The 21,328-nt window shown below is 64.5% G+C and carries 17 protein-coding genes and 2 pseudogenes; 15 read left to right on the top strand and 4 right to left on the bottom strand.

All coding sequences use genetic code 11. The features are described 5' to 3' along the window. Window positions 1–2: 2 nt before the first annotated feature. The 7 genes from LY284_RS19650 to LY284_RS19620 all read left to right on the top strand — a co-directional run bounded on the left by LY284_RS19650 (window position 3) and on the right by LY284_RS19620 (window position 10,158). Window positions 3–2,402 carry a transglycosylase SLT domain-containing protein gene (locus LY284_RS19650; protein WP_233387691.1) on the top strand — a complete coding sequence of 800 codons (2,400 nt, stop codon included), beginning with the start codon at window positions 3–5 and terminating at the stop codon, window positions 2,400–2,402. Further along, window positions 2,399–4,927: a hypothetical protein gene (locus LY284_RS19645; protein ID WP_233387690.1), complete on the top strand. Its 2,529-nt coding sequence runs from the start codon at window positions 2,399–2,401 to the stop codon at window positions 4,925–4,927. Before LY284_RS19650 ends, LY284_RS19645 begins: the two co-directional genes overlap by 4 nt. Window positions 4,928–4,995: 68 nt before the next feature. Further along, a complete protein-coding gene (locus LY284_RS19640) occupies window positions 4,996–7,662 on the top strand; it encodes a right-handed parallel beta-helix repeat-containing protein (protein ID WP_233387689.1) in 2,667 nt (888 codons plus the stop codon). A 49-nt stretch (window positions 7,663–7,711) separates the two neighbouring features. Continuing rightward, window positions 7,712–8,071: a hypothetical protein gene (locus LY284_RS19635; RefSeq protein WP_233387688.1), complete on the top strand. Its 360-nt coding sequence runs from the start codon at window positions 7,712–7,714 to the stop codon at window positions 8,069–8,071. Next, a complete protein-coding gene (locus LY284_RS19630) occupies window positions 8,068–8,619 on the top strand; it encodes a glycoside hydrolase family 108 protein (protein WP_233387687.1) in 552 nt (183 codons plus the stop codon). The genes LY284_RS19635 and LY284_RS19630 overlap by 4 nt, the downstream gene beginning before the upstream one ends. Continuing rightward, the gene (locus LY284_RS19625) at window positions 8,616–9,317 is read left to right on the top strand and encodes a hypothetical protein (protein WP_233387686.1); all 702 of its coding nucleotides are present in this window, start codon (window positions 8,616–8,618) and stop codon (window positions 9,315–9,317) included. Before LY284_RS19630 ends, LY284_RS19625 begins: the two co-directional genes overlap by 4 nt. A gap of 1 nt (window position 9,318) precedes the next feature. Further along, window positions 9,319–10,158 (top strand): hypothetical protein, encoded by an 840-nt coding sequence (locus LY284_RS19620; RefSeq protein ID WP_233387685.1) that lies wholly within the window; start codon window positions 9,319–9,321, stop codon window positions 10,156–10,158. Here LY284_RS19620 and LY284_RS19615 read toward each other — a convergent pair. Then, a complete protein-coding gene (locus tag LY284_RS19615; RefSeq protein WP_233387684.1) occupies window positions 10,130–11,230 on the bottom strand; it encodes an acyltransferase in 1,101 nt (366 codons plus the stop codon). The genes LY284_RS19620 and LY284_RS19615 overlap by 29 nt on opposite strands. 56 nt (window positions 11,231–11,286) lie before the next feature. After that, complete coding sequence (locus LY284_RS19610; RefSeq protein WP_233387683.1) at window positions 11,287–12,672, bottom strand: hypothetical protein; 1,386 nt, start codon at window positions 12,670–12,672, stop codon at window positions 11,287–11,289. Window positions 12,673–12,837: 165 nt separating this feature from the next. On the opposite strand from LY284_RS19610, the pseudogene LY284_RS19605 reads away from it, so the two are divergent. Beyond that, window positions 12,838–13,131, top strand: a pseudogene (locus LY284_RS19605) (helix-turn-helix domain-containing protein); the annotation flags it as partial. Between the two features lie 68 nt (window positions 13,132–13,199). Here the strand turns inward: LY284_RS19605 and LY284_RS19600 are convergent. After that, a complete protein-coding gene (locus LY284_RS19600) occupies window positions 13,200–14,105 on the bottom strand; it encodes a dihydrodipicolinate synthase family protein (protein WP_014251015.1) in 906 nt (301 codons plus the stop codon). Window positions 14,106–14,311: 206 nt separating this feature from the next. On the opposite strand from LY284_RS19600, the gene LY284_RS19595 reads away from it, so the two are divergent. The 6 genes from LY284_RS19595 (at window position 14,312) to LY284_RS19570 (ending at window position 19,570) form a co-directional block, all read left to right on the top strand. Continuing rightward, window positions 14,312–15,253, top strand: a complete 942-nt coding sequence (locus tag LY284_RS19595) for a 4-hydroxyproline epimerase (protein WP_233388391.1) — start codon at window positions 14,312–14,314, stop codon at window positions 15,251–15,253. Further along, the gene (locus tag LY284_RS19590; protein WP_233387682.1) at window positions 15,250–16,389 is read left to right on the top strand and encodes an FAD-binding oxidoreductase; all 1,140 of its coding nucleotides are present in this window, start codon (window positions 15,250–15,252) and stop codon (window positions 16,387–16,389) included. The genes LY284_RS19595 and LY284_RS19590 overlap by 4 nt, the downstream gene beginning before the upstream one ends. Then, the gene (locus LY284_RS19585; protein WP_233387681.1) at window positions 16,382–16,630 is read left to right on the top strand and encodes a (2Fe-2S)-binding protein; all 249 of its coding nucleotides are present in this window, start codon (window positions 16,382–16,384) and stop codon (window positions 16,628–16,630) included. The genes LY284_RS19590 and LY284_RS19585 overlap by 8 nt, the downstream gene beginning before the upstream one ends. Next, the gene (locus LY284_RS19580; protein WP_233387680.1) at window positions 16,627–17,907 is read left to right on the top strand and encodes an FAD/NAD(P)-binding oxidoreductase; all 1,281 of its coding nucleotides are present in this window, start codon (window positions 16,627–16,629) and stop codon (window positions 17,905–17,907) included. The genes LY284_RS19585 and LY284_RS19580 overlap by 4 nt, the downstream gene beginning before the upstream one ends. Window positions 17,908–17,994: 87 nt before the next feature. After that, on the top strand, window positions 17,995–18,810 hold the full coding sequence (locus tag LY284_RS19575; RefSeq protein WP_233387679.1) for an AraC family transcriptional regulator: 816 nt from the start codon (window positions 17,995–17,997) through the stop codon (window positions 18,808–18,810). A 349-nt stretch (window positions 18,811–19,159) separates the two neighbouring features. Continuing rightward, window positions 19,160–19,570 carry a response regulator gene (locus LY284_RS19570; protein ID WP_045454560.1) on the top strand — a complete coding sequence of 137 codons (411 nt, stop codon included), beginning with the start codon at window positions 19,160–19,162 and terminating at the stop codon, window positions 19,568–19,570. A gap of 41 nt (window positions 19,571–19,611) precedes the next feature. Here the strand turns inward: LY284_RS19570 and LY284_RS19565 are convergent, their stop codons facing one another. Then, complete coding sequence (locus LY284_RS19565; RefSeq protein WP_233387678.1) at window positions 19,612–19,782, bottom strand: hypothetical protein; 171 nt, start codon at window positions 19,780–19,782, stop codon at window positions 19,612–19,614. A gap of 328 nt (window positions 19,783–20,110) precedes the next feature. Between LY284_RS19565 and LY284_RS19560 the strand changes: the two are divergent. Further along, window positions 20,111–21,219, top strand: a pseudogene (locus LY284_RS19560) (IS3 family transposase). Window positions 21,220–21,328 lie beyond the last annotated feature (109 nt).

Below are 21,328 nucleotides of genomic sequence, written 5' to 3'. Positions count from 1 at the left end.
CGATGGACATCAACGATCCCTACGCGAGCGACACCCTTTCGGCCATCAACGACGCGAACGCACGGTCGCGCCCGGCACCCCCCGCGCCCACGCCGAACTGGTTCATGCGCGATGACAATCCTGTCGGCACCGCGGGCGCGGCGATCGGCAAAGGCGTCGCTTCTGGCCTGACTGCCACGGCGGGATTCTGGTCGGATGTCGTCGGCGCGTTCGGCGACGTGCAGGCGGGCTACGGCGCGCAGGCCGATCCTGCGCTGCTCGTCGATCCCGAGGCGCGGCGCAAGTTCGCCGACCAGGGCGCGGACGCCGCAGCGCGCGTGCAGAGCGGCGATGCGTTTTCATCGCAGATCGGCTCGCGTCTCTACGGCATCGCGGCCGGTTTCAATCCAGATCCGATGACCTCGAACGTCGTCGATCGCACGCTGTTCGGCTTCACGAGCGTAGGCGCGCGGGCACTTGGCTACTCGCTCGCGGGCGGCCCGCTCGTCGGCGCAGCGCTCACCGCCGCAGACGTGGGCTCGGAGGCATCGCAGCGCCTGAAAGAGCAGGGCGTCGATATCGGCACGCGCACGGCGGTGGGCGCTGTGGAAGGCGCAGGCGCAGGCCTCGGTGTTGTCGCGCCGATCGCGGGCAACACGCTGCTGAAAACTGCGGCGCTCGTCGCTGGCGCGGGCCCGGGCGCATACGTCGCGCAGACCGCTGCGACGAAGGCGATTCTGGAGAACGCGGGCTACGATAAGATCGCGAACCAGTACGATCCCTTCGACCCGGTCGGGCTGGCTGTCTCGACTGCCGTCCCTGCCTTCTTCGGCGCGGTGCACATGCGCGGCGCGGCGCGCGCGCCAGCGGCAGCACCAGGCACGCCAGCGGCGCGGCCGCTCGCGGACATGAGTGCGTCGGAACTGAAGGCTGTGCCGCACAACGATCCGCGCCTCGACGACTACGCCACGCAGGTCGAGCAGCATAACGGTCTGCCGCCCGGCGTCATCGTCGCGCTGAAAAATGCGGGCGAGCGTTCGAACAGCAATCAGGTGAGCAGCGCGGGCGCGCGCGGCGTGATGCAGTTCACCGATTCCACCTGGAATGCGTACGGGCGCGGCGATCGCACGAACCCGCTCGACTCCATCGACGCCGCTGGCCGCTATCTGCCCGACCTGATCAAACAATACGACGGCGACGTGCGCGCGGCGGTCGCGGCATACAACGGCGGCACGAAGGCGGGCGACGCGGTGCACGCGGGCCGCGCGGCACCGACGAAGGAAACGCGCGACTACCTTTCCCGCGTGCAGCAGTATCTGAGCGACGGCGGTGCGCAAGAGATGGCCGGGCGCCGCGTGCCGACGCCGGATGAAGTCGATGCCGCGCGCGTCGCGCTGAACCGGGATCTGATCGACCGCACGAACCTCGCGAATCCCGATGACGTGCAGGGCCTCGCGGAGAACCTCACCGCGTTCCAGCGCGCGCAGGATCAGATGGGCCTAGGCGCGCGCGTCGAGGTCTCCGACACGCTGCGTCCCGAGACGCTGAATCAGGCCTCGGCGATGGACGACATGATCTCGCGCATGGAAGCGCAGCACGCGGATCTGACGGCGACGGCAGGCAACGCGGCCGAGCGCGGCGACGTGTCGGCGATGCGCGCGCAACTGAACGCGCTCGAACAGAACCCGCCGAGCCTCGACACGATCACGCAGAATCTGCAGCCGCGCCGCACGTACGAGGTGACGAAGACGCGCGCCGCGCGCGAGCAAGCGCAGACCGCGCGCGATGCGCAGGCTGAATTCGAATCGCAGACCGCCGCGCAGCAAGAGCAGATCACGCGGCTTCGCTCGCGCATCGACGAGAATGCGCAGGCCGACACTGCGCGGCAGCAGTTGCAAATCCTCGAACCCGCGCTTCAGAACCTGCGCACCGCGCGCGCCGCGATCGATGCGCCGGCCACGCGCCGCAATGCGATCGCGGACGCCGTCGGCACGCTCGCGCGCGAAGCGCCGCCCGAGGCACGCATCCCGAACGCCGACACCGCCGCACCGCGCGTCGAGCCGACAGCAGAGACGTCTGCCGCGCCGCGCGAGACGGCAGCGCCCGCCAGTGATACGGCCGCCGCTGGAAGCGAGGCCGGAACGCCTGTCTCCGAGACGGCCTCGTCTGAGAGCGCAACCCCGGAAACTGCTGCCGCCGCGCCGTCGCCCGAGAGCGCGCCGCACCTCGATGCCGCGATCGCTGATCTTGCCGCTGCCAATCCCGACGCTATCGTCTCTGTCGAGATCAACGGCGAGGTGAAAGACGTCCCGCTCTCCGAGGCGCTCGCCGCAATTCAAGCCGAGGCCGCGCGCGAGAAGGCCGATGCGCCGCTGCTCGACGTTGCTGCCAACTGCTTCATCCGCACACAGGAATTCGAATGACACCGCAATGCGCGCAAGCTGTCGCCCAGGCCGCCGGCCGGGCGCTGAAGAAATCCGAGCTCGACGCCATCGATGCGCGCCTGCGCCGCACCGCCTCGCAACTCGCCCGCACCGATCCGAACTGGCGCGGCCTGTCTCCCGACCAGCGCACGCTGGCCGCGGCGCAAGAGGCGATGAAGCAGTTGCAGGCTGAAGCCGATAAGAAGGTCGCGCGCGGCAAGCTCCAGATCCTGAAGACGATCCAGACCGAAGACCGCATGGTCGCGGCGACTGCCGACGGCGAGAAGCGCGCGCACGCGCTCGTCGAGGACATGAACCATACCGACGGCTACATTCAGGCGATCAAGCACGACGCGCTCGGCGGGCTGCTCGATCTGGTGAACGCCGCGCGCAGCACTGAAGGCGCGAGCATCGGCCGGCGCGTCTCGATGTTCCTCTTCGATTCCGAAAACCCACGCATGTCGCGCGACTTGCTCAGCGAGATCTACAGCAACGCGGACGGCTCGACCGGCAACAAGACGGCGAAGAAGGGCGCGGAGGCGTGGCTGAAGACGATCGAGTCGCTGCGTCAGCGCTTCAATGCATCGGGCGGCGACGTCGGCCAGCTCGATTATGGATACATCCCGCAGCCGCACGACACCGTGCGCGTGCGCGGCGCTGGCGATGCGAAGGCGCAGCAGCAATGGGTCGACGACACGCTGCCGCTGCTCGACCGCTCGCGCTATCTGCGTGAGGACGGATCGCGCATGGACGATGCCGAAGTCGGCGCGCTGCTCTCGAAGGCGTGGGAGACGATCTCCAGCGACGGCCTGAACAAGATGACGCCCGGCGAGTTCAAGGGCACCGGCATGCGCGCGAACAAAGGCAGCGAGTCGCGCGACATCCACTTCCGCGACGGCAGCGCGTACTTCGATTACATGAATAAGTACGGCGGCGGCAGCGCATACGACGCGATGACAGCGCACATCGGCGGGATGGCGCGCAGCATTGGTCTTGTCGAGCGCTACGGCCCGAATCCGAACGAGCAGATGCGCCTGCAATTCGAGATGGCGGCGAAGGCCGACGGCCGCAAGGTGGACGATCTGCCGCGCACGTTCGGCTCGCGGCCGCAAAGCTACTGGAACATGGTCAACGGCACGGCCTCGACGCCATCGAATGCGCAGCTCGCGCGCATCGGTATGATGGCTCGCTCGCTCGAGTCTGCCGGGAAGCTGCAATCCACGCTGCTGTCATCTATCACCGATCTGCCGTTCCTCTTCATCACGACCGGTTACAACAAGCTCAGCTACTTCGGCCTGATCAAGAACATCGCCCAGGTGGCAAGCTCCGGCGAGACGCGCGACTTTCTGACGATGCACGGCATCATCGCTGAGTCGATGTCGGCGGATCTGCAGCGGTGGGCGGGCGACAACCTGCGCGCGGACCTGCCGAGCAAGCTGGCGAACTCGACGCAGAAACTTTCGCTGCTTCGCGCGTGGACCGACACGCTGCGCCGCGGCTTCAGCCTCACGATGATGTCGGGCATGGCGCGGCTCGCGAAGACGGATTACGCGGCGCTCTCGGAATACGATCGCTTCCGTCTCACGCAGCACGGCATCGATGAGGCCGACTGGAACGTCGTGCGCGCGACGCAGCCGACGCAGTACAAGGGGCAGGAGTTCATCACGCCCGATGCGATCCGCGCCGGCGGCGATCCGCGCGCGAACGAGGTGCTGACGAAAGTCATGGCGATGATCGTCGACGAGTCCGAATCCGCGATCATCAATCCCGATCTGAAGTCGAAGACGGCCGCGTCATGGGGCGGACTGCAACGCGGCACGCCGACGGGCGAGTTCGCGCGCGCGGTGATGCAGTTCAAGTCGTTCCCGATGGCGATCATCACGCGGCACTGGCAGCGCGTTCTGGACACGCCGAGCGGGTTGCAAGGTGCGCCGGTCGCGGCGAACAAGCTTGCGTATGCGGCTGCGCTCTCGGTGGCAACGACGGCGCTCGGTGCGATCGCGGTGCAGGCCTCACAGATCAAGGACGGCAAAGACCCGATCGACATGACCAAGCCGAAGTTCTGGTTTCAGGCGGCGATGAAGGGCGGCGGCTTGAGCTTCGTCGGAGACATGCTGCTGATCGATCCGACGGATGGATACGGCAACGCGGGCGCCAATGCGCTCAAGACACTGTCCGGGCCGACGCTCGGTTCGCTCTTCGACCTGATGTATTCGGTCGGCATCAAGAACGCCTATCTCGCTGCGAACGGAAAGCAGACGCACGTCGGCGCGGAGACGCTCAATCTCGTGCGCGGGCATTTGCCGTTCGTGAACCTATGGTATGCCCGCGCTGCGATCGATCACGCGGTGATGCATTCGATTCAGGAGAATCTTTCGCCCGGTTATCTCGGGCGCATTCAGCAGCGGGCGCAACAGGAGTTCGCTCAGCAATACTACTGGCAACCGACGAATGGAAACATCTTCAACGGCGGCATCACTGCTCCGCAGCGCGCGCCCGACATCGGGAAAGCCTTCGGCAATTGAACAGACCACTGGCAGGATAGTGCGTTAGCGAACGCAGATCATTGGCGCATCTTTAGACAGGTGCGCCAATGACCGTTGAATCCTCCACGCAAGACGTGACCTACGATACCGATGGTGTCACGCTTCAATACCCGATCCCGTTTTACTTCCTCGACGGTGCGCATGTTTATGCGGACTTCATCGATGCGAGCGAAAGCGTCGTCTCCCTGACGAACGGAACGGACTTCACTGTCAGCGGTGCTGGCGATGAGGAAGGCGGCACGTTGGCGCTCGCGACGACGAAGGCGAGCGGATACAAGCTGCACATCTACCGGCTGGTTCCGGTCACGCAGGAAACCTCATATCAGCAGAACAGCTCGTTCCCTGCGAAGACCACGGAGACCGCGCTCGACAAGCTGACGATGATCGATCAGCAACTGGCCAGCGCCGTAGAGAACTCGATCCGCTATCCGCTGAGCGAATACGGAACCGATGGCACGCTGCCGGTTGCATCGGAGCGTGCAAACAACATGCTCGCGTTCGACTCGACCGGGAAGCAGACACTGGTGCCGATCCCGGCGAGCGTCGGCGCGGGCGATCTGAAAATTGAGAAATGGGTCGACGGTGTCGACTACATCTCGGGGACTTCGACGAGCGTACAGACCAGCCGCAGCTATGGCTCCAAAGCGAATCTCGGTCTGATCGCGATGTCGACGGTCGTGCAGGACCCAGCATCCTACGATCTCATCTCGGGCAACGTTATTCAGTTCAATGCCGTGATTCCGCTCGGCGTCGATCGCATCTGGTGCATCGGCGGCACGACGTTGTCGCTGCTCGTGCCATCGGATGGCACTGTGGATGACGACACCCTGTCGCCCGGATCGGCGGTGTATAACCGCGCGCATGACCTGCACTCGATCAAGGACGGTGGCGGCGTAACCGGCAACGGCGTCACGAACGAGACCGTCAATATCAATGCGAAGCTCGCGCAGTGGAGCGGCAGCGAGATCTATTTCCCGGCCGGCGTCTACATCATGGATACGATGTCGCTGCCGTCGAACGTCCGCATCCGCGGGGCAGGCAAGGGCAACACGATCATCCGCCGCTCGGCAACAGCACTGCTCACCTCGACATTCATCGATTCGACCTCGCACGACATCGACATCGAGGGCATCACGTTCGACGGCAACAAGGCGAACAACTCATCGACGTGCTACGGCATCGTCTTCGACACGGGCCACTATGCGGTCAATCTGCGCAAGTGCCGCGTGACCGGTTTTCATGATGGCGGCCTGTCGATGATCGGCGCAGCCAATCTGTCGAACAACGTGACAAGCAGCGTCACGGAATGCGATATCGACAATAACGGCGGGACCGGGCTGAACATCAGCAAGGCATACGGCGTCGATGCGCAGCGCAATAACATCCACGACAACGCCGCGGACGGCATCGGCGTCGCGAACTATGTCTTCCCGCCGGTCAACTTCTCGCAGACGTCGATCGTGCTCAAGGGCAACCGCGTCCAGAACAACGGAAGCTCGGGTATCTCTGTGCTTGGCTTCGTGACGGGTGGCACGTCCGGCGCGCCGGTCTTGGGCGTGAGCCTGACGAACTCGTATCTCACGGTCGATGACAACTTCGTGCGCAGCAACAAGCAGCACGGCATCCTGCTCCAGTGCGAGGGCTTCACCTGCAACGGCAATAAGTCGATCAACAATGGCGACCCGGCTTCGCCGATCGCCTCGGCGTTCGCCGGTATCGAAGTGTGCGGGCACGCGGGATCGGTGGCGAACAATTACGTCACGGCGAATAGCGGGTACGGCGTGGATCTCGGCGGCGCTTCGAACGTCAATTGCCACGATAACCAGATCTTCAGCAACGCGAAGGGCGGTGGCTTCATTGGCCTGAACGTCGGCGGCGTCACGCAAAGCAACATCCACGACAACATCCTGTACGACAACGGTCCGAGCGCGGGCGGTGTGCAGATCATGCTCACCGGCATCGATGGCGATGGCAGCACGCCGTTCGAGACCCTCGGTGCATACAACCACGTTCACCACAATCGCATCGTGCTCACCGGCACGCAGATCGGCATTCTCGCGCAGCGGCAGGAAGGCACGTTCACGATCCTCGACAACCAAATCGAGGGCGGCGATCCGATGCTGTGGATCGTCAATCGCACGCAGTTGCCGAGCAAGGTGCGCGGGAATATTGGCGGCGCCGCGTACAACGGCTACACGATCGCGTCGGCCTCTCCGAATCTCGTGATTCCTGACGGCGTCGACGAATTCATCGTGACCGGCAACACGAGCTTCAGCAACGTGCTGACGAAAAGCCAGAACGACTACGTCGGCAAGGTGCTCGACGTCGCGATGAGCAACAACGGCTCGGGCTACACATCGAAGCCGACCGTGTCGTTTAGCGGTGGCGGTGGCAGCGGCGCGGCGGCGACGGCCGAGCTTTCGAACTCCGGCCGAATCATCGGCGTGAACATGACGAACAACGGCTCGGGCTATACCTCCGCGCCTTCGGTCAGTTTCACGGGCGGCGGCGGTTCGAGCGCGGCGGGCGCGGCGATTGTCGGCTGCGCGAACTCCGACGGGCGCGAGATCACGCTGCATTTCACCGGCACGCTGACCGTGTCGTCTGGCTCGAATCTATCAATTCGCGGTGGTTCGTACAGCGCCACAGCGGGAAGCATTCTGAAGCTGCGCTGCAACTTTGGCGGTACGTGGTACGAGGTCAGCCGGAACTGATCGCGACATAAAGATTCAAGGCCAAGTCGGGGGAAGGATGGTAGAGCGGATGCGATACGAAGATCCGCCGCATACCGAAGGTGATGGATATGCCGCAGTCGCGAGGGCGTTGGATAGCCTTCGCGACGAAATCGGAACGCGGCACGTGGAGAACACCAGCTCGCTTGAGGTGGTGCAAAAGGAAGTGCGCATCTTGATTGATCGCGTCGATGATCTCGCGAGCGGATTTCCGGACAACGACCCGGACGGGCACCGCCGCGCGCACGAGGCGTTGATCAGAAAAGCCGAGGAGCGTGCGCAGTTCTATGCGGATCTGCGCAGCGAGTTGGCGAAGAAAGGGGTGTGGGCGGTGCTAGTGCTGCTCGGCATCGCGCTTTGGCAGTACATCAAGGTGAGGGTGACACAGTGAACGCGACCGACTATATCGACAAGGTCATTGGCCGCGAAGGCGGCTATTCGAACAACCCGGCCGACAAAGGCGGTGAAACGATGTGGGGGATCACGGCGGCCACCGCGCGCGCGTTCGGCTATTCCGGGCCGATGGCGCAGATGACGCGCGACACCGCGATCGCGATCTATCGCGCGCGGTATTGGACGCAGCCGCGGTTTGATCAGGTACAGACGCTCGACGGCGACATCGCCGAAAAGCTGCTCGACATCGGCGTGAACATGGGACCGTCAACGGGCGTGAAGTTCTTGCAGCGCGCGCTCAACGTGCTCAATCAGCAAGGCCGCGCGTTCCCGGATATCTCGGTGGATGGCGGGATCGGCGCGATGACGCTCGCGGCGCTCAAGTCGTTTCTCGATCAGCGCGGAAACGACGGCCGGCGTGTGCTGCTCGGGATGATCGCGTCGCAGCAGTCGGTGCGCTATGTCGAGATCGCCGAGGCGAATCCATCGCAGGAAGCGTTCGAATACGGGTGGCAGTTGAATCGAGCCTTGGGGGTGGCAGCATGAGTACGTGGGGAGATGTCGCAGCCACGGTCGCGAAGGTGGCGCCGATCGTCGGCAGCATTCTGCCGGGCGTCGGCACAGCCGCGGGCGTCGGTGTAAGCGCAGTCGCATCGATCGTCGCATCGGCGCTGGGCACGTCTGCCGATCCTGATTCCGTGATGGCTGCGCTGAAGAACGATCCTGAAGCGCTGGCGAAGGTGCGACAGGCCGAGCTCGACAATCAGACGCAGCTCGCGCAGATCGCCATGCAGCGCGAGCAAAACCGGCTCGCCGCAGAGACAGCGCAGATCCAATCCGACACAGCGGACCGGCAGAGCGCGCGTGCATTCGCGCAGGCGACGAACGATCACACCGCGCGCAATCTCGCCTACCTCTACACGGTGGCGCTCTTCTGCACGATCGCCGCGCACCTGACGATATGGGTCATGAAGGTGCCGATTGAGCCGCTCGCGATGAGCCTGATAAGCACGCTCGAAGGCGTATTAATCACGATGGCGGTCAAGACAAGCGAGTTCTTTACGGGCGGCTCACGCAGCGCCGACCAGCTCGCAAGCCAGTTCGCGCAGTTCGCCACCGCGCCGGGCGCCGTCACCGCGCCGACTTTGCCCGCGCCGCAAACCGTCACCACTATCGCAGCACCGACCGGGCAGCCGCAGACCGTCACCGTTGCGCCTGCCGACAACACCTACCGGGGTTCTTGACATGAAACGACTCTTTGCCTCTGCGCTTATCGCGCTCACGTCGCTCGCTTTCGGCGCGACCACGACGCCCGTCTCCCTGCTCAATCCTTCCGGCTCGACAGCGGGGCAGGCAATCATCTCGACCGGCGCGAGCAGCGCGCCCGTGTGGGGCGCGGTCCCGCTCACCGGCATCACCGGCACGCTCGCGATCGCCAACGGCGGCACGGGCGCGACGAGCGCGGCGAACGCGCGCACGAATCTCGGACTCGGCACATCGGCGACGGTGAACACGGGAACGAGCGGCGCGACGGTGCCGCTTCTGAATGGCGCGAACACCTGGGCGGCGGCACAGACGTTTTCCGTCCGTCCGACGTTCAACGGCGCGACGCCATACGACACAGCCAATCTGACGATCGCGAACTATCAGACGAAGGCGGGGGTTACGGATGGGAGCAGCGCATCGGCCGGACAGATCGGCGAGTATCTGTCGAACTCGACGACCGGCACATCGCTGACGACGGCGACGGCCGCGAACCTGACGAGCGTCAGTCTGACGGCGGGGGATTGGGATGTTCAGTGCACCGGCCAGTTCAATCCGGCCGCGAGCACGGTTCTGGCGTCGGCCGCTATCGGCGTGAACACGACTTCGGCGACGTTCGGCACGCTCGGCGCGACGACGATCTTTCGAACCACGGTCCTCGGATCGAGCGCCGTGGCATCGCTCGGCGAGACGGTTTCATCGCCGGTCGTGCGGGTCAACGTATCGTCCACGACGACGGCTTACTGTGTCGGACAATCCAGCTTCACGACGAGCACGATGACCGGTGACGGTTTCATTCGTGCCCGCCGTGCGCCGCATTAACTTTTTGAGAGGATTTCAACTGAAGGCTGAGGCTGCGGCTTGCGCGGTTTCCCCGCAATAGCCGCATCGCGGGCAGCTCGATCACACGCAGAGAAATGCTTGCGACGATGCATGCGCAAACGACGAGCGCTATAACCGCTCCGTCAGGACCGAGATACTCCACCGCACCCGTCCACTGCAAGAAATACCAGTTGAACGCGATGAACATCAGCCCGTGCGTCAGGTAGAGCGAATATGACGCTGCGCCGATCTCCTGCATCGGCTTGAACGACCACACCCGCGTCAGCATCCCCATCGATTCCAGAGAAACGGCCCCGAGCACGAGCAGTGCGCTCGGCAGCCCCCAATGAATCGTCGAGCGGATTCCCCAATTGTGCGAGGGATTGAACGCGACCATCGCCCAGATCAGGCCGGCCACTCCCAAGGTCAAAATCAGCGGAGAGCAATCGCGGATGTAGCGATTGCGATAGACGCGGTGGATCACGAGCCCGGCAACGAATTCCCACGCGATCGGATCTGCATAGAACTTCACTACATAGTTGCTCGTGAACGGCGCGATGGCGGCAAGAGCGGCGAAGACGGCAGCAATCCACCAGATCGACCGGCGCATTTTCACGACGATCAGACCGAACAGCAGGTAAAAGAAGATCTCGAAATTCAGCGTCCAGCCGACTCCGACCAGCGGAAACACGCCGTGGACCGGGATGAACAGCAGCGACTCGATGACGAACTCAGGGTCTAGCGAGGGCGCGTTCCACGCGCAAACTGCCGCGACGATCCAGTAAAGAGGCACGATTCGCGTGAACCGATTTGCCACGAACGCGCCGAAGCTTTGCGTCGGTGTCCGCTCGTGAAGGTGGCCCATGATGAAGCCGCTGATCACGAAGAAGATGTGCACGCCGACCCCGCCGAACGGCAGGAAGCGATACCACCCCGACATCGTGGGAATGGGATCGCCGGTGAGATGCGCGTAGTCCCGAAAGAAAATCTGGTTGTGCATCAGGACAACCAGCAATGCGGCGGTAGCTCTCAGGAACTGGACTGAGGCTATTTGTTGATTTTGTGTTTTCATTTTTTATTGTCTTACGCACCGTCTACGCGGCGATCGTTACGACGCAGCCTATCAAATCACTTTCCGTACAGGGCGGCCCCGGCAGCCCGAAACGCCCGGATGCCGCCAGTCACATCGCCCTTGTGCGCTTCGTCGATCGTGAAGTCGCGCAGATATTTCCCCGCGAGCGCATCGACGTCACTCGTCGATTTCAGCGCGCTCATGATTTCCTGCTGATGCGGATAGGCACCGTCGATCATGTTGCTGCGCCACTCTGACGCGCTGAGGAAGGCGTAGAGGAACACGGCGAGCAGGCCAATGCCGAGCACATTGCCCGCGCGCGGGAAACGCTTCGAGACGATCAGCCACGCGAACGCCGGCAGGAAGATCGACATCGAGCCGTAATGCATCGCCGTGACCGGATTCCAGTCGCCCTGAGTCTTCGAGCGCCCGACTGCAACACTTGCCATTACGAGGAACGAGCAGATTGCGCCCACGGCCAGCAGATAATCGTGCAGCGTGAGCTGGCGTTTCACCGCTTTCGCGACAATAACGACCGCACCGGCCAGCGCGAGCAGGGCGACGACGGCGAACTTCCATTCCACATCGCCGAACGCGAACACGCCCATCGACGCGGGCAGCAGGCCGTACAGGTAGACGGCCACAGCATGCACGTTCAGGCCGTCCGTGCTCGATGCGGCGGTCGGTTTCCACGTCAGCCAGACGATCAGGCTTGCGACCAGCGGCAGCACGAACGGGACGAAGCCACGCCGACGCACCGCGGCGAACCAGACTAGCATCGCGGCCGCGCCGATCGTCGCGAAAAGCAACCCGTTCATACCCGACAGCGCACACGCTACGAGCGCAAGCGCCGCAATCCACATCGAGCCGCGCACCGCGCAGAAGATGAACGATGCGAAGAAGAAGATCGACGAGATGAACTGGAACTGGAACGCCCACAGGCTGTAACCGGCGCTGAACTGGAGAAGCCCGAGCGGGACGAGCATGTCGCCTGCGCTCAGGTGGCCGCGATAGGCTTTCGCCACGTAGAGCAGCATCGCGCTCGTCGCGATCGCCAGCGCGTAGTTGACGCCGACCATATAGCGGAAGTCGAAGCCGGACGCGCGCAGGGTCAGGAAGCTGACGATCTTGTGAATCGGGATCCGGTGATCGACGTGCTGCACGAACAGCCAATTCCACCACTCCGAGAGTGACGTGAACTTCAGCGGCAGCGCGAAGATCCAGTCATCCGCGAACGGATAGGCCCGGAAGTAGGGCAGCACGAGCATGAAGAAATTGAGCGCGATGAAGCCGATCGCTGCCGCGTAGAGAATCGGCATAGCCCGCACTTCGTATGCGAACGGCCGGTCGGGATGAAGCGCCCGCGCGCCGGACTCGACGCACATTGCGAACGCGAAGCCGAAGACCATAATCATCGGCACGTCAAATTTCAGGAAATCCATTTTTGCAACCTCGATATTTGGCGCGGATTTTAACGTAAACGGTTTCTAATAAGCCGACTGGAGCCGGTCGCGAAACCGCGTCGTATCTTGATTAAAAACCGAGCAAAATATTAGAAGAGGTATGCAGAAGCGCCTTACTGCATAAGGCTGAGACGTGATTTTCCACGTTTGAGCGGCACGCAATTCCGTCTCGCCCAACTGTTCTTCTCGAACATCGGCCGCGTGCTGTCGCGCGATCATATTTTCGCGATGGTCTGGGGCCGCGAGTTCCGCGAAACCACACGCACCATCGACAGTCACGTGTCGCGCCTGCGGCTCGCGCTCGAAATCGAGCCGGTCAACAACTTCCGCTTGCAGCCGGTCTACAAGAGCGGCTATCGCCTGCTGCATCTTTACGATGAAGGCGAGGACAGCGGCGGCGAGCACGCCGACCCCGAGCGTGCGCAGATCGCCGCTTAAGGCCTGAGGCCGATATCAACGAAAAATGCCGTCGCGATGACGGCATTTTTCATTTGCGCCGAGGGTTCTCAGAAGCTCGGCAACGCCGGGCGTGTTTCGATGCCGCGCCGGATCAGCGCTTCGACTTCCTTGCGCTCCTCGCCCGCGAGCGGCAGGCGCGGCGGGCGCACCGGCTCGGTGCCGAGACCGACGATCGCCTCGGCCAGCTTGATGTTCTGCACGAGCTTGTGCGACACATCGAGCGCGAGCAGCGGCGCAAACCAACGGTAGATCGCGCGGGCTTCCTCGACGCGCCCCGCGCGGATCAGCTTGTAGATCGCCACCGTCTCACGCGGGAACGCGCAGACGAGACCGGCCACCCAGCCTTGCGCGCCCATCAGGATCGCTTCCATGGCCAGATTGTCCACGCCGCAGAAGAGCGCGTACCGGTCGCCCGTTTCGTTGATGAGATCGGTGATGCGCCGCACGTCGCCGCTCGATTCCTTGATGGCGGCGAATTTACGGTCTTCGGCCAGCTCGGCGAACATCTTCGGCGTGACATCGACGCCATAGGCAAGCGGATTGTTGTAGACCATCAGCGGCAGCGGGCTCGCATCCGCGACCATGCGGAAGTGATTGAGTGTCTCGCGCCGGTCCGAGAGATAGCGCAGGCCAGGCAACACCATGTAGCCCGCGGCGCCGTGGCGCGCGGCGCGTTCGGCCTGACGGCAGCCGTCGAGCGTGCTGTTCTCCGCGATCGTCAGCAGCACCGGCACGCGGCCGCGCGCGGCGTCCACGGCGATATCGAGCACGTCGAGCTTCTCGTCGAGCGAGAGCGTCGAGGCTTCGCCGAGCGATCCGCACACGATGATGCCATCGACGCCGGCCTCGATCTGCGCGTCGATATTCTTCGCGGTCCATGCACGATCTATGCTGAAATCGGCGTTGAACTTGGTGGTCACGGCGGGCATCACGCCTTCCCAGATATGCGTCACGGCGAGTCTCCGAAATGAATGGAACGGTACGCAGTGTAAGTACCGTAAATTCGGGCGTCTTGCGCGTTTCGCGCGCACCGCGTGCCGATTTCGGCATAGCCTCCGCACGCCGATTCCCGGCCGCACGAACGCGCGCCGCGACTATGCCGATTTCGTCATCGAAACGGCGAAGCCGCTTCAAGACGCTCGCTGCGCGCGTTTCTACGATAGGCGGCATGAAAACCATCGACATCATCGACTCGCACACGGGCGGCGAACCCACGCGCCTCGTGACCGCGGGCGGCCCGGATCTGGGCGCAGGCACGCTCGCGCAGCGTCTCGACACGTTTCGTACGCGTTTCGACGACTGGCGGCGCGCCATCGTGACCGAGCCGCGCGGCTCCGACGTGATGGTCGGCGCGCTGCTGTGCGAGCCCGACGATCCCGGCGCGGCGGCGGGCGTCATCTTCTTCAACAACGTCGGCTATCTCGGCATGTGCGGGCACGGCACGATCGGGCTCGTGGCGTCGCTGGCGCATGCGGGGCGGATCGCGCCGGGGCGGCATCGGATCGACACGCCCGTCGGCCCGGTCGACGCCACGCTCAATGCGAACGGCAGCGTCAGCGTGCGCAACGTGCCCGCGTACCGGCACGCGCGCGCCGTGACGGTCGACGTGCCGGGTCACGGCCCGCTCACCGGCGACGTCGCGTGGGGCGGCAACTGGTTCTTTCTCGTCGCGGATCACGGGCGCCAACTCGTGCCCGCGCGCATCGCGGAATTGACCGCGTTCACCGAAGCGATCCGCGATGCGCTGCACGCGCAAGGCATCGCCGGCGCGGATGGCGCTTACATCGACCATATCGAGCTGTTCGCGGATTCGCCGGTGGCGGGCGTGGACAGCCGCAACTTCGTGCTGTGTCCCGGCAGCGCCTACGACCGCTCGCCGTGCGGCACCGGCACGAGCGCGAAGCTCGCGTGCCTCGCCGCGGACGATCTGCTCGCGCCGGGCGCGGTGTGGCGGCAGGAAAGCATCATCGGCAGCGTGTTCGAAGGCAGTTACGTGATGGACGGCGAACTGCTCGTACCGACCATCACGGGCCACGCGCACATCATGGGCGAAGGCCGGCTCGTGTTCGACGAGCGCGATCCGTTCATGAAAGGCCTATGACGGCGGACGTGATCGTCGTCGGCGGCGGCATTGTCGGGGCGGCGTGCGCGGCGGAACTCGCGGCGCGCGGCCTGACGGTCGAGGTGCTGGAAGCGCGCGGCATCGGCGGCGGCGCGACGGCGGCGGGCATGGGCCACATCGTCGTGATGAACGACTCGCCCGCCGAATTCGCGCTGGCGCGTGCTTCGCGTGAACTGTGGCACGCCCTCGGCCCGCAGTTGCGCGAGCGCGATGCGTTCACGCGCTGCGGCACGGTTTGGGTCGCCGAGGACGAGGAAGAGCTCGACGCCGCCCGCGCGATGCGCGACGCCTTCGCCGCGGCGGGCGTGCGCGCGCACCTGCTCGACCGCGCCGCGCTGCGCGAAGCCGAACCGGCGGTGAGCCACGCGATGCACGGCGGCCTCCTGATCGACGACGACGCCATCGTGTACGCGCCCTGCGCAGCGCAGTTTCTGCTCACGAGTTCGCCGCGCATCCGCGTCTCGACCGGCTGCGCCGTGCGCGCCGTCGATGCCAGCGGCACGCACGCCAGCGTCACGCTTGCGAACGGCGAGCAGCGCATGGCCGCGCACGTGGTTGTCGCCAACGGGCTCGCGGCGCCGGAGTTGATCGCGGGCGTGCCGATCGAAGCGAAGAAAGGGCATTTGCTCATCACCGATCGCTATCCGGGCATGCTTCGTCATCAGGTGCTGGAGCTTGGCTACATCAAGAGCGCGCATCACGCACGCGGCACATCGGTGGCGTTCAACGCGCAGGCGCGCCCGACGGGACAACTGCTGATCGGCTCGTCGCGGCAGTTCGGCACGCTCGATCCCGCCGTCGAAATCGACGTGCTCGGCGCGATGCTCGCGCGCGCGTCGCGCTATCTGCCGGGCATCGGCGCGCTCGAAGCGATCCGCGCGTGGACGGGCTTTCGTGCCGCGACGCCCGATGGTCTGCCGCTGATCGGCCCGGCGCGCTTTCCTGGAGACCGGCTGTGGCTCGCCGCGGGCCACGAAGGGCTCGGCGTGACGACATCGCTCGGCACGGCGCAACTCATCGCCGCTCAGATGCTCGGCGAGCCTGTGCCTTTCGAGATGCCCGACATCCACGCTTTCTCTGCGCAACGGTTCGCGAAGGAGCACGCCGATGGCTGAACTCGTTCGCGTGACCATCGACGGCGAGGCGCTCGCCGTGCCCGCTTTCACGACGGTTGCCGCCGCAATCGCGCTGCGCGGCATCGGCGCGACGCGGCGTTCCGTCACCGGCGAGCCGCGCGCCGCGCTGTGCGGCATGGGCGTGTGTCACGAATGCCGCGTGAGCGTCGACGGTCGCGCGCACGTGCTCGGCTGTCAGACGGTATGCCGCGACGGCCTGTCCATCGAGACGATGCGATGAAGGTCGAAACCTGCGATATCGCGATCGTCGGTGCGGGACCGGCGGGTCTGAACGCGGCGCGGGTGGCGGCGCGAGCGGGCGTGCGCGTCGTGCTCGTCGATGATAATCCGCGCCCAGGCGGACAGATCTGGCGGCAAGGCCCGACGCTCGCGCCCGCCGCGCCGTTGCGCGAATGGCTCGATGACGCGCGCACGCACGCGAACCTCGTCGCGATGAACGCGACGAAAGTCGCCGCCGCACCGGGCGGCAAGCGCCTCATGCTGGAACGCGATGGCGCGCCGGTCGCGCTCGCGTATTCGAAGCTGATCCTCGCCACCGGCGCGCGCGAGCGGCTTTTGCCGTTCGACGGCTGGACGCTGCCGGGCGTCACGGGCGCGGGCGGCTTGCAGGCGCTCGTCAAGGGCGGGATGCCGGTGCGCGGCGAGCGCATCGTCGTCGCGGGAAGCGGGCCGCTGTTGCTCGCGGCCGCCGATACCGCCCGCCGTCACGGTGCGCACGTCGTCGCGGTGGTCGAGCAGGCGCCGCTTGCGCGCGTCGCACGCTTCGTCGCCTCGCTGGCGCTGACGCCGGGCAAGCTGGCGCAGGCCGTCGCGCTCGGCACGGCGCGGTATCGGACAGGCGGTGTCGTCGTGAAAGCGCATGGCGATGCGCGCGTCGAAGCGGTCACGATCCGCGCGAAGGGACGTGAAACGACGCTCGCCGCGGATCGCGTCGCGTGCGGTTACGGACTCGTGCCGAATGCGACGCTCGCGCTCGCGCTCGGCTGCGCCATCGACGAAACCGAAGGCGCGATCACGGTCGACGACACCCAGCGCACGTCGCAAGCCGATATCTTCGCGGCGGGCGAATGCACGGGCATCGGCGGCATGGAACTGGCGAGCGTCGAAGGGGCGCTGGCGGCGCACGCGGCGCTCGGCACCGCCGCCGATGTGCAGATCGCGCGTCTCGTGCGCGAGCGCGATCGCTGGCGTGGGTTCGCGCGGCGCGTGGCGCGGGCGTTCGAACTGGGCGGCGAGGCGCGCGCGATGCCGTCGCCGGACACCTTGCTGTGCCGCTGCGAAGACGTGCCGGTCGGCGCGGTCGCCGCGCATGCCGACTGGCGCGACGCCAAGCTGCACACGCGCTGCGGCATGGGGCGATGCCAGGGGCGCGTGTGCGGCGAGGCGGCGTCGGTGTATTTCGGCTGGCCGCGCGCGGCGGCGCGCCCGCCGTTCGCGCCCGTGCGCATCGACACGCTGATCGCCGCGCGCGATCACGCCGAACCGATCGTTCGATAGTGGGGCGAGCGCCAATTTCGACCGCGCGTGCGCGCTCCTATAATCGCTTGCTTCCCATTCCATCGAGCGCAATCCGACTCTTCACGCATGACGGCTCTCATGACCAGCACGGCGTCGGTCGCGCAAACCGCATCGACGTTCTCCGAGATGCTCGCGCATTTCGCGCTGCTCGCGCCGGTATTCGACGCGATGCCCGATATCGTGTTCTTCGTGAAGGACCGCGACGCGCGCTACGCGATGGTCAATCGCACGCTCGCGCGACGCTGCGGCCACAAGGACGACAAATCGGCGCTCCTCGGCAAAACCGCGGAGGATGTGTTTCCGCGGCGCTTCGGACGTATCTACACGGCGCAGGATCAGGCGATCATCGCGCAGGGGCATCAACTCATCGATCAGCTCGAACTGCATCTCTATCCGGGGCGCGAGCCCGGCTGGTGCATGACCTGCAAGCAGCCGCTTCATGACAGGCATGGGGATATCGTCGGGCTCGCGGGCATTTCGCGCGACTTGCAGGCGGCCGAGGGCACCCATCCGGCCTACAGCCGGCTCGCGGCGGTGGTGCAGCACATTCAGGAAAATTACGTGCAGCCGCTCAACATGCGGCAGCTCGCGCACATGGCGAACATGTCGATCGCGCAACTGGAGCGTTATTTTCACAAGGTCTTTCATCTGACACCGCGTCAGGTTCTGCTGAAGACGCGGCTCGACGCCGCCACCGCGCTGCTCGTTTCGCAAGAGAAAGTCACCGACGTCGCCGCGCTGTGCGGCTACACCGACCACAGCGCGTTCACGCGCCAGTTCAAGGCTACGGTGGGCATCACGCCGAGCGAATATCGCGCGCTGTTGCAGGCGGGGACGGCCGCCGCGTCGCGCCCCGATTCCGCGCGGGAAGCAAACGTCTGACGGGAAATCAGGGCGCGGCTGGTGCCGGAATTACACGGTCGTGCGTACGTTTCGTCCATTCGACGGGCGCGCGCAGGCGGGAACGCCCGCCGGACATGGCGCTCCCGGGAAACGGAGGCAAGCCGGTCCGGATTTTGCTCTTTGAGGCACGCAGCGAACGGACGACCTTAGCGCCGCCGCTGCCGATACCGCGAGGCGTTCCGCACCGGCGCACACGCGGCGTAAATAGCGGTGCGTTCGGAATTCCCGCCGCGTTTTCGTGTCAATCAAATGCGCGCGATGTGCGCGCGGCGGCGACAAGCTGGAGACCTCCGCGAGAATTCCGTTTTTGGCAGTTGAAAAGAACATCATGAGCGAAGTAGCAAGACTGGGGCATATGCGAATCGTGCTGATCGAAGACGATCCGGAGAGCAGGGCGTCCCTGCAGATGTTGCTGCAGGAAGAAGGCGCCGAAGTCATCGCCGTAGCCGACGCCGAAGACGGCGCGCAAGCGGCGATCGAGCATCTTCCCGATGCGGTGATCTGCGATCTCGATTTACCCGAGATGGACGGCTTTTATCTCATCCAACGTTTGCGCGATCACGAGATACGCGGAAATCTGCCGCCGTCCGTGGCGATCGCGCTGACCGGGCACGACGGCGACGAATACCGTCTGCGCAGCATCGGCGAGGGTTTCCAGCATTTCATGACCAAGCCCGTGCATCCCGACGAACTCGTCACGCTGATACAGGACGCGGCCGGCGCGCGCGTCGTGATGTGATGCGTCGGGCGCCGCCCGTCGAGGCGGCGCGTTCGAACGCGTCAGGACCGGTCGCGGTTGCGCGCTCGCGTCGCGCCCGTGATCACGGCGATGCCGAGCATGATGACGGCGACGATCATGATCGTGTGCTGCGACACGTGCATCGCGACCAGCGCACACGATACGCCCCCGATGAAAATCAGCCAGCCTACGAGATAAATGATTAGCGTCATCGACTTCTCCTTTTTTCGTTGTGTGCGGAAATCGTAGTGCGGCCAGCATGAAAGGGTCCTATCCTTGGACGCCGGGCGCGCATCGGTTCGTTACATGCAAGTGGCGTACCGCGGTGTAGGCGTCGCGATGAACGAGAACTGAAAAATGCTGACCGTGCGTCAGAAGAATCAAATCGGCTCTCGCGCTTGAATCGACTGGCGGGCGTGGAGTCGATTCCTAACAGACTGCTCAACAGACGTGCAACGAAATGATCTGCTGTCGAAATCCTGGACAGAAATGTGTGTCAGTGTTTCGGAGCGATTTTCCCAATGACGCGGGAGGTTGGTGATGAAACGCAAACAGTACTCGGTGGAGCAGATCGTGGCGGCGCTCAAGCAGGCAGAGCTGGGCATGCCGGTGGCCGATCTGATCCGGCAACTGGGCATCTCCGAGCAGACGTACTATCGCTGGAAGAAGCTGTAAGCGGGCATGGAATCGAACCAGGTCCGTAAACTGAAGCAGCTCCAGGACGAGAATGCTCGGCTCAAGAAGCTGGTTGCGGAGCTCAGTCTGGACAAGGCGATCCTGCAGGATATCGCCACAAAAAAGTGGCCCCGCCAGCGCTGAAGAGACAAGTCGTGACCTATATCGTGGATCACTACGGTCTTCCGACGCAGCGGGCGTGCCGTCTGGCCAAGCAGGCGCGCAGCACCCACTACTATCGCAGCGTCAAGGATCCTCAGGCCGCGTTGCGCCAGCGCATGCGTGAGATTGCTCAAACCCGTGTGCGATACGGCTACCGACGCGTTCATGTGTTGCTCAAACGCGAGGGTTGGCGTGTGAGCCGCAACCGGGTCTATCAGTTGTACGCCGAAGAACAGCTGCAGCTACGCTCGAAGCAGCCCAAGCGACGCAAGATGGTGGTCTCACGCCGTGAACGATGCGTACCGATTCGTCCCAACGAGGTCTGGAGCCTGGACTTTGTGGCGGACCAATTGGTCGACGGAAGCCGTCTGCGGGCGCTGACCATCGTGGACGTCTTCAGCCGTGAAGCGCTTGCCATCGAAGTCGGCAAACGGCTGCGCGCGGAGGGCGTGGTATCGGTGCTCAACCGTCTGGTGGCACAGCGCCGTGCGCCACGGTTCCTGTTCGCCGATAACGGTAGCGAATTTTCGGGTCGTCTGATGGATATGTGGGCGTACCACTACAAGGTACAGATCGACTTCAGCCGTCCGGGCAAGCCCACGGATAGCAGCTTCATCGAGACGTTCAACGGCTCATTGCGGAACGAATGCCTGAATCTGCACTGGTTCGAAACTCTGGCGGAGGCAAAACGCGAGATCGAGGCCTGGCGCCAAGACTAGAATGAGACTCCACCTCACATAGCGCTTAAAGATCTAACGCCGGGCGAATTCGCCCGGCAATACAGCCTGCGGCCGTCGGACGAAGGCTCATGAAACGCCGGCCACTAACGCTCGGCACTATCTAGGAAATCCAAGCGGTTCACGCTCCGAAACACTAACACTCATTTCTGTCCAGGATTTCGACAGCAGATCATCGCGCCGC

It is taken from the genome of Caballeronia sp. PC1 (genome assembly GCF_021353155.1).
Classification (GTDB): Bacteria; Pseudomonadota; Gammaproteobacteria; order Burkholderiales; family Burkholderiaceae; genus Caballeronia; species Caballeronia cordobensis.
Note: the sequence above shows the minus strand (reverse complement) of the source record. Positions and strands in the feature narration are given on the sequence as shown.

Excerpts from the sequence above, each read along its gene's own strand:
- LY284_RS19650 (WP_233387691.1), top strand. The coding sequence starts at position 3 with ATGGACATCAACGATCCCTACGCGAGCGACACCCTTTCGGCCATCAAC.
- LY284_RS19645 (WP_233387690.1), top strand. The coding sequence starts at position 2,399 with ATGACACCGCAATGCGCGCAAGCTGTCGCCCAGGCCGCCGGCCGGGCG.
- LY284_RS19640 (WP_233387689.1), top strand. The coding sequence starts at position 4,996 with ATGACCGTTGAATCCTCCACGCAAGACGTGACCTACGATACCGATGGT.
- LY284_RS19635 (WP_233387688.1), top strand. The coding sequence starts at position 7,712 with ATGCGATACGAAGATCCGCCGCATACCGAAGGTGATGGATATGCCGCA.
- LY284_RS19625 (WP_233387686.1), top strand. The coding sequence starts at position 8,616 with ATGAGTACGTGGGGAGATGTCGCAGCCACGGTCGCGAAGGTGGCGCCG.
- LY284_RS19620 (WP_233387685.1), top strand. The coding sequence starts at position 9,319 with ATGAAACGACTCTTTGCCTCTGCGCTTATCGCGCTCACGTCGCTCGCT.
- LY284_RS19615 (WP_233387684.1), bottom strand. The coding sequence starts at position 11,230 with ATGAAAACACAAAATCAACAAATAGCCTCAGTCCAGTTCCTGAGAGCT.
- LY284_RS19610 (WP_233387683.1), bottom strand. The coding sequence starts at position 12,672 with ATGGATTTCCTGAAATTTGACGTGCCGATGATTATGGTCTTCGGCTTC.
- LY284_RS19590 (WP_233387682.1), top strand. The coding sequence starts at position 15,250 with ATGACGGCGGACGTGATCGTCGTCGGCGGCGGCATTGTCGGGGCGGCG.
- LY284_RS19585 (WP_233387681.1), top strand. The coding sequence starts at position 16,382 with ATGGCTGAACTCGTTCGCGTGACCATCGACGGCGAGGCGCTCGCCGTG.
- LY284_RS19580 (WP_233387680.1), top strand. The coding sequence starts at position 16,627 with ATGAAGGTCGAAACCTGCGATATCGCGATCGTCGGTGCGGGACCGGCG.
- LY284_RS19575 (WP_233387679.1), top strand. The coding sequence starts at position 17,995 with ATGACGGCTCTCATGACCAGCACGGCGTCGGTCGCGCAAACCGCATCG.
- LY284_RS19570 (WP_045454560.1), top strand. The coding sequence starts at position 19,160 with ATGAGCGAAGTAGCAAGACTGGGGCATATGCGAATCGTGCTGATCGAA.
- LY284_RS19565 (WP_233387678.1), bottom strand. The coding sequence starts at position 19,782 with ATGACGCTAATCATTTATCTCGTAGGCTGGCTGATTTTCATCGGGGGC.